Source organism: Acinetobacter sp. YH12096, from assembly GCF_013419215.1.
Lineage (GTDB): Bacteria > Pseudomonadota > Gammaproteobacteria > Pseudomonadales > Moraxellaceae > Acinetobacter > Acinetobacter amyesii.
In genome coordinates this window covers 46,666-54,954 of record NZ_VPAM01000026.1, presented here as the reverse complement: position 1 = coordinate 54,954, position 8,289 = coordinate 46,666, and the positions used below count along the sequence as shown (strand labels likewise).

Below are 8,289 nucleotides of genomic sequence, written 5' to 3'. Positions count from 1 at the left end.
TATTTAAGTGATGTGCTGAAAAGGTTGCCGACACATAAAGTGACTCAGATTGAAGAATTACTGCCACATCGCTGGAAATCCAACTCAAATTAAAAAATAGGCATGGGGTTCAGCGGACGCTTACAATGAATTGTTTTGGTTGATGTCCTATCTTTGACTTGTTTAACACAAGGTTGGACAGTCCACCTGCCACCCCCTTTACATATTAGGAAAGCCAATGTTAGACACATTGCTATGAATAGGTCTCAGTGTGATACCAATTATTGCTCTAACTATCTCAGGCTGAGACAGTTAGCATTCATTAGATATCAATGTGAGACACTTGAGATGAGCAACTGCACAATCCAATGCAATATCGGTTTATTTAACAACAAGTAGTTGATCCCATTGGAAGTAGTTCTGGGTCAGTCTATCGCGTGCCATATTCCATGTTCTATTAGGTAGCATACTTGCTCCAAGGCCCAGCTTCTTCTTCCCATATTTTGTATGAATGGCTTCGAGAGAATCCATCAAGCTATCACTTAATGCAATGGTTTTCATATCAGTGAAGATATCAAAGGAGTGGCTGCTCTTAGGCTCTAAGCATGTAAGGATAACGCCACACTTCTTGTATGCAATATCTTTGGTAAACAGTCCATCTATCATTGCAGTGGCGAGCTTAGAAAGCACTAAGACGTTATCTGTTGGTTCAGGTAATGGAAGTGATAAAGACTTATTGTAGAAGGGTTTTGATGTATCGAATGGATTAGATTGAACGAAACCAATTAGACAGCCACATAACAATCCGTCATCTCTTAAACGATGTACTGCATCTTGAACATAAAAGGTCATCGCTTCTTTAAGATCATCAATGTGATATACACGTTGTCCAAAGGAACGACTAGCTATGATCTGTTTCTTTGCTTCAGGTGTATGCTCCAATTCAATGCATGATAAGCCATGCAATTCTAGAATTGTTCTGTGCATTACTATTGAAAATTGGTCTTTGATCATGAGAGGGGAAGCCATAACAAAATCAAGTACAGAGTGAATGCCTAAGCTATTCAGCTTCTTTGTATGTTTTCTACCAACTCCCCAAATTTCACTTACATCAATGCGGCTGTAGAGAGCTTCAGTAGAGCAAGGGTCCATTGAAACCAGATTACATACACCATTAAGGTAAGCATTTTTCTTAGCAATATGGTTGGCTATCTTGGCTTCTGTTTTGGAGCGGCCTATACCAATGCAAGCCGGTAAACCAAGCCATTTAAGTAAACGTTGTAGAATTTGTAAGGCATACTCTGTGAGGTCATAGTTTGCAGCATAAGCTGTGAGATCGAGAAAGCATTCATCAATGGAGTAGATCTCTTGTTCTTGCGGTGTAACAAAATCAGAGAGTATCTTCATAAACCTGCGCGACATCTCTGCATAAAGTGCATAGTTGCTTGATAGCACTACGACTTGGTGCTTCTCTACGATGTCCTTAATTTGAAAGAGTTGGACACCCATTTTGATGCCTAAATCTTTAGCTTCTTGAGAACGTGCAACAGCACAACCATCATTGTTTGATAAGACAATAACAGGTCTTCCATTCAAGCTAGGTCTAAAGACTCTTTCACAACTGACATAGCAGTTATTGATGTCTACTAAAGCATAGATTCGATGTTTACGATTCATGTGATGAAACCAAAATGAAAAGGTTCTGTATTACTTATGCTTTTTGAATGACTTTAATACGAAGGTAACAACTCCCCACACAACTACTTCCTGCCCATCATGAAAATGGATGTTTGGATAATCTGGATTTTCAGCTTTAAGCCAACGGTTTTTGCCTTCTTCGATCATTAGCCGTTTGACAGTAAATTCATTATCAATCCATACGACTACGATGTCTTCGTGTTTAGCTTCTAGGCTACGATCTACTACAAGTTCATCATTAATGTCGATACCAGCACCTAGCATTGATTGCGAGGAAACAGTTACGACGAATGTTGCTGCTTCATTTTTGATGAGGTGCTCATTCATATCGAGCGTTTGTTCAATATAGTCTTGAGCAGGGGAAGGAAAGCCAGCAGAAACTTTTTCAGAAGCGAGCGGAATTCGCATAAATGTAGTTGGGTCAACCTGAGTAATGGATGCTACATCGTTAAAGATAGGTTTCTTGTTTTCAGCGAGGAAATGCTTTATTTCAATAACTTTAGATTCGGGTACTCGGATGACTTTAGTTGGTTCTTCATATAAGGCTTTGCGCCCTGATCCTTGTCGACTGCCACCATGATTACTAGTCATAAGACCCTCACTTGAAAAAGTTACATAATCAAATGTTAGATTATGTAGTTTGATTCATACAAGCTTGATCTGATGAGTGGTAGTTACCTTGGCATGTGTGATGAAGTGAATTCTTTAGGATTCATGAGCTTAAAAAATTGTGGAGCATCTTCAAAATTACAGTGAAGCCAGTCATCTCTAAGTTCATTTGGTATAACGATAATCGAGCGTTTTTCATCTTCTGGTTTATGGAAATGAGACATCAATGAGTGCTCTTCTGCATTGATGGTAAGCATGGACATGGAGCGTACCTGTTGCCCATTTAGGAGGATATTTTCATATATGGCTGCTACCATAAAAGGTAAGCCATCATCTCTGTATATGCCCCATCTTTGGGCTTTGCCATTGACATATTTAGGTTCATAAATTGTTTGAACTGGGATGAGTGCGAACTGACTTCGATACCAAGCATTCCTGAAACTTGGCTTTTCATGTACTGTCTCAGTACGAGCATTGTAAGTCATACGACCTATTTTCATGTCCTTGGCCCACTTTGGTATCAATCCAAACTTAACGGATCTCCATTCGATTCCTTCTTTACCTGCAAAGATGAGAGGGCTATCACTTAACGGGTAGAGGTCATCACTGAAAACCAAATTCATAGGTTCTGGTAGGTTAAGTAGCTTCGCTTGATTTGGTCTTATAGGGCGGAAATTAGCACACATGAAAACCCCAGTTTTGCTCATCATAGAAGCCAATAGTTTCATTGAGTGTAATGCCGCACTCCGTGCGGTGAGAGTGAGTCTTTGAAGCTCATTCATTTATCGTTAAAGGAGTTGCCCGCATGGACATTTCAACAATTACAACAGTTACATTAACAGAAGCTGAAATTCAAGAAGCTGTTAAACAATACATTCAAAATAATGGTTTGGATTTAGAAAACAAGGACATTGAATTTACAACTCAATTACCTAAGGAAATCCAGATTGTTGTCTCCAAATCTATTACCAAAGACAGCGCAAATCATGACTTAAAATCAACTGCTCAGCCAGGAATACCAAATGTGAATCAATTTGCATTAGAGCAAAAGCCATTAATTCAAAATAAGGATGCGAATTCAGAGCAACATGAAGTATCAACTCAAAGTCACCCTATAAAACGTCGCAATCCTTTTGCTCTTGATGACGAAAGTCAATCCACTAATACACCTACACAAACCAGAAATTCATTTGAGGAAAGTAAATTAATGCCATCAAAACCTCCAAAAGGAATTTTTGCTTGAATTGAACATTGCTGATTTGAAGATGCAATTACCTAAATGAATCACCAATATAGTTGAAGTTAGAAAGTTAACGTGCGCTTCAAATTCTTTGGTGGAGTTTGTGTGATTTCATCTTCTTCGTCATCAAATTCAATTGGAGTGGTCATCATTCCTGCAGTTGGGAGGCTTAATTTCAGTGTTTCTAATTGTTCCACTGATTTAGAGTTACTTTGATTCTGAATCTTGCTTTCAACGGAGTGTAAATCCATTTTCAATTGATTCCAACGTAACTCTACAGAATCATAATGTGAGTATTCAGGGATGATGGCTTTAGGATTGATGAGTAGATAACCGCGCTTTATATCGCAAACTAACTGATGTTCCTTTAATTCAGACCTGCATTTTTTCAATCTATTCTTATCAGTTTCATTAAAATCATGAACAGCTAGATTTACGATATTTGTGCGTGAATCTCTTAATGAAACCAATTTCCAAAAAAATGCTAATGTTGTTGGTTTGAGTTGTAGGAAGATACTTGTAACATCAAGACCTTCTGTGAACTTTCTCTCTTTAATAGAATGATCATAAAAGGATGTATATCCTTTTCGACCAATACAAAAATACGGAGCAGTCCTGTATTGCTGGTTTTTTAGCTTGGTCATTTGTAGAGTTTCACCACCTTCAAGTGAAACTAAATCAGTTTTTAAAGTATCTGTGAGCTGGCTTGCATCAATTGACATTGTTTACCTCGGTATAGCACAACAGCATGGTAAGTACCTGTGACGCACTTATCTGGTATGTGAAAGTGCTTATTTAGATACAGAAAACTTACCTAAGTGTTTGATAATATTGTATGGATGAACGGCATAAGTATATATAGAGGACGAAAGAGTCTCTAATAAACTACCGTTTCAGAGAGCGAAGCTCCCGAACCATTACTATCTATATGCTATAAGGGTAATTCTCTAATCTATAGCATGCCTATAGTTTTGGGGAGAGTTTGGTGTGTTGGTGTACAGCTTTGAGATGAACTGACTATATGATGATCACTTGTGAGAGTTAAGTTGGTTCTATGGCCAACCTATATGATGTCTATGACCTTTCATCTACTTTCCCCATTAACCTTCGTCATAAGTACTGCGTACTTCTTCCTCGTTATGGGGACGTAGATGAAAGGCCTACACTTCTCCCTAAGGAATGTTAATAGTATGGTCCCCATTACTCGGTTAAGTTTACAACCGCCTTCAAGTCCATAGTGCGAAGCACGGAGGACGAAGGAGGAGGGTTGTAAACTTAAGCTAAGTGCATAACAGTAAAAAAGGATAATGTGATATGCGACAAATCATGTCTTTATCCTCTTACGTACGTACTCATTATTCGTTACTATTCAAAACCATAACAAAACACTAATTATGTAATCAGGATTCAACATGGCTCGTGCTCCAAAGCAAACCAAACAAGAACCGTTAGAGGTTGTACTGTGGAAAGCAGCAGATAAGCTTCGTAAGAACATTGATGCTGCAGAGTACAAACATATTGCTCTTGGTTTGATCTTCTTGAAGTACATCTCTGATACCTTTGAAGCTCACTACAATCTTCTCGTAGAAGGAGAAGGTGAGTTTGCAGGAGCTGATCCAGAAGACCGTGATGAATACACTGCATACAATGTATTCTTTGTTCCTGAGAATGCACGTTGGTCATACCTCTTAAACCAAGCAAAGCAACCGACCATTGGTAAGATTGTCGATGATGCAATGGAAGCCATTGAGAATGACAACCCTCAGTTGAAAGGTGTTCTACCTAAAGTCTATGCACGTCAGAATCTCGATCCTACGAGCCTAGGCGAGCTGATTGATCTTATTGGTAACATTGCACTAGGCGATGCGAAATCTCGCTCTGCCGACGTGTTAGGGCATGTATTCGAGTACTTCCTTGGTGAGTTTGCATTAGCTGAAGGTAAACAGGGTGGGCAGTTCTACACACCTAAGTCTATTGTTGGTTTATTGGTTCAAATGTTAGAGCCATACAAAGGACGTGTATTCGATCCTTGCTGTGGTTCAGGTGGTATGTTCGTACAGTCTGAGAAATTCGTAGAGTCTCATCAAGGCTTAGTCGATGACATCTCAATCTATGGTCAAGAGAGTAATCAAACTACATGGCGACTCGCTAAGATGAACCTAGCCATTCGTGGCATTAACTCAGAGCATGTGAAATGGAACTCTGAGGGTTCATTCCTCAACGATGCGCACAAAGACCTGAAAGCGGACTATATCATTGCAAACCCACCATTCAACGTTTCTGATTGGAGTGGTGAACAGTTAGTTGGTGATGCTCGTTGGTCATTGGGTACACCACCTGCAGGTAATGCCAACTTCGCTTGGATGCAACATTTCTTGTATCACATGAGTCCTAAAGGTCAGGCAGGTGTAGTCCTTGCAAAAGGTGCACTAACCTCTAAGACAAGTGGTGAAGGTGAGATTCGCAAAGCCTTGGTAAACGATGCCAATGTCATTGACTGTATTGTGAATCTACCTGCCAAACTATTCCTGAATACACAGATTCCTGCTGCTTTATGGTTCATGCGTCGTGACCGTGTTGGTTCAACCAAGTATAAAGATCGTAGCAATGAGATCCTATTCATTGATGCTCGTAACCTAGGTCATCTTATTAACCGCAGAACCAAGGTGTTGTCTGATGAAGACATTAAGCTGATCACAGACACTTACCACAATTGGCGTAATAAAGACGGTGAGTATAAAGACGTTGCTGGCTTCTGTGCATCTGTGCCGCTTGAGAAAGTGGCTGAGCTTGATTATGTACTAACACCAGGTCGTTATGTTGGTTTAGCAGATGATGAAGATGAGTTTGACTTTAAGGAACGCTTTACAAGCCTAAAAGCAGAGTTTGAGGCACAGCTTGCAGAGGAAGCTAAGCTGAATCAAGCCATTGCTGAGAACATGGCTAAGGTGGTTGTATGAGTTCGATCTATGGATTAAATGTGCCAAACAATTGGGAAGTCGTGGCATTAGATCAAATAAAATCAGATGAAAAGAAAGCGCTCATATCAGGACCATTCGGATCAAACATTAGTGCAAAGTATTTCACACCTACAGGTGTTCCTGTAATTAGAGGGAATAATCTATCTTTAGATGTATTTACAAGATTCAAAGATAATGGATTTGTATTTGTAAGTCCTGAAAAGGCAGATGAACTGGGTACATGGGCTCAAGCAGAAGACATCATTTTTACTGCTGTAGGAACACTTGGGCAAATTGGTCTGCTTTCACATAAGCAAAATTATCCTCGCTACATTATTTCAAATAAGCAGATTCGACTAAGGCTTAATCAGGACAAGGTGACTCCTCAATTTGCTTACTATTGGTTAGCAAGCGATTTGATGCAAGAGGTTATTGAACAGCGGAATACAGGTTCTTCAGTTCCTTTAATTAACTTAGGAGTAGTTAAGAATCTGCTAATACCTCTTCCACCTCTCCCTGAACAAAAAGCCATAGCCTCAGTCCTTTCATCATTAGATGACAAGATTGACTTATTGCATCGTCAGAACAAGACCTTGGAAGCCATGGCTGAAACACTGTTTCGTCAATGGTTTATTGAAGAAGCGAAAGAGGATTGGGAAGAAGTTTCTTTAGGTAGTCTTTTCACAATTTCTAGCGGAAAAGGTTTGAAGCGTGAACAATTTAGGGATAATGGCTTGATACCTGTTTTAGGTGCCAATGGTGTAATAGGACGTACAGATCAAGTCATGTTTGAGGAATTCCTTATTTATACAGGTAGGGTAGGAACTTTAGGTAAAGTTTCAATAGTTGAAGGGCAACCTGTTTGGTTGTCGGACAATACATTGGTCTTTCGAGATATTGAATACTTTTACTTCACGTACTTCCATCTAAAAGCTGTAAATTACCAAGACTATAATGTAGGAAGCACACAACCTTTGATCAGACAATCTGATATTAAAGAAATTGCAGTGCTATTACCTTCCGATTTAGTCATGATCAAACGATTTGAATTCCAAGCTAAAGACTTATTTGGAAAAATTCAAAGGAATACAAAGCAAATCCAAACACTAGAAAACCTAAGAGACACGCTTCTACCAAAGCTCATGAGTGGTGAAGTCAGAGTCCAATACCAAACAGAAACAACCGCATAACAATGAGGTGAAGTCATTTGATGGCTTCACCTTTTTTACATCCAGGGGTAAACATGAATAAGAAGCTGATAGGGGCAATCATAGCTCTAGTCGTAGTGATCTGTGGCTATTTGTATGCAACACCATACCTTGCCATCAATAACATCAAGAAAGCAGCGCAGGCAGGTGATAGCGATACAGTATCGAAGTACATCGACTATCCAAGTGTTCGTCAGAGCTTCAAAGACCAAATGAACGCCATGATGATGAAAGAGATGGTAAACCAAAAAGATGATGGTTTCGCAGCACTAGGTGCCATGCTCGCCTCTACCATGGTCGATAAGATGATTGATGGCTTTGTCACACCTGAAGGGATGACTCTAATGCTACAAGGCAAAGACCTAAAGCAATCAGCACAGCAGTCAATCGGTGGGCAAGATTCATCAAACCAAGAAAAAGAAGAACCTAAGCCAGAATATGAAGCGGGCTACACGTCCCTAAATGACTTTGAGGTGGTCATTAAAGATCAGGATCAATCCAAAGAAGTCAAAGTGCTCATGGTTCGTGATGGCTTAAGTTGGAAGATTCACAAGATCGCTGTGCCGATGGATTAAGTAGAAGAGAATAAGAGGGA

General features: G+C 39.7%; 9 protein-coding genes. 5 read left to right on the top strand and 4 right to left on the bottom strand.

Translation table 11 applies throughout. The features are described from left to right. On the top strand, positions 1-93 hold a 93-nt coding region (locus FTU36_RS11845; RefSeq protein ID WP_141192749.1), incomplete at its 5' end, for a transposase domain-containing protein. A gap of 267 nt (positions 94-360) precedes the next feature. Here the strand turns inward: FTU36_RS11845 and FTU36_RS11840 are convergent. From FTU36_RS11840 to FTU36_RS11830, 3 genes are all read right to left on the bottom strand, one after another. Next, positions 361-1,656 carry a Y-family DNA polymerase gene (locus FTU36_RS11840; protein ID WP_180118023.1) on the bottom strand — a complete coding sequence of 432 codons (1,296 nt, stop codon included), beginning with the start codon at positions 1,654-1,656 and terminating at the stop codon, positions 361-363. Between the two features lie 30 nt (positions 1,657-1,686). Next, positions 1,687-2,268: a LexA family transcriptional regulator gene (locus FTU36_RS11835; protein ID WP_180073948.1), complete on the bottom strand. Its 582-nt coding sequence runs from the start codon at positions 2,266-2,268 to the stop codon at positions 1,687-1,689. 83 nt (positions 2,269-2,351) lie between these two features. Then, positions 2,352-2,972 (bottom strand): SOS response-associated peptidase, encoded by a 621-nt coding sequence (locus FTU36_RS11830; RefSeq protein WP_180118031.1) that lies wholly within the window; start codon positions 2,970-2,972, stop codon positions 2,352-2,354. Positions 2,973-3,091: 119 nt separating this feature from the next. On the opposite strand from FTU36_RS11830, the gene FTU36_RS11825 reads away from it, so the two are divergent. Then, a complete protein-coding gene (locus tag FTU36_RS11825) occupies positions 3,092-3,529 on the top strand; it encodes a hypothetical protein (protein WP_180118021.1) in 438 nt (145 codons plus the stop codon). A gap of 59 nt (positions 3,530-3,588) precedes the next feature. Here the strand turns inward: FTU36_RS11825 and FTU36_RS11820 are convergent, their stop codons facing one another. Then, the gene (locus tag FTU36_RS11820) at positions 3,589-4,248 is read right to left on the bottom strand and encodes a hypothetical protein (RefSeq protein WP_180118019.1); all 660 of its coding nucleotides are present in this window, start codon (positions 4,246-4,248) and stop codon (positions 3,589-3,591) included. A 690-nt stretch (positions 4,249-4,938) separates the two neighbouring features. Here FTU36_RS11820 and FTU36_RS11815 point away from each other — a divergent pair. The 3 genes from FTU36_RS11815 to FTU36_RS11805 are packed head-to-tail and all read left to right on the top strand — an operon-like array spanning position 4,939 to position 8,269. After that, positions 4,939-6,486 (top strand): class I SAM-dependent DNA methyltransferase, encoded by a 1,548-nt coding sequence (locus tag FTU36_RS11815; RefSeq protein WP_180118017.1) that lies wholly within the window; start codon positions 4,939-4,941, stop codon positions 6,484-6,486. Continuing rightward, positions 6,483-7,676, top strand: coding sequence for a restriction endonuclease subunit S (locus FTU36_RS11810; RefSeq protein ID WP_180118015.1), 1,194 nt, complete (start codon positions 6,483-6,485; stop codon positions 7,674-7,676). Before FTU36_RS11815 ends, FTU36_RS11810 begins: the two co-directional genes overlap by 4 nt. 53 nt (positions 7,677-7,729) lie before the next feature. After that, on the top strand, positions 7,730-8,269 hold the full coding sequence (locus FTU36_RS11805; protein ID WP_180118013.1) for a DUF2939 domain-containing protein: 540 nt from the start codon (positions 7,730-7,732) through the stop codon (positions 8,267-8,269). Positions 8,270-8,289 lie beyond the last annotated feature (20 nt).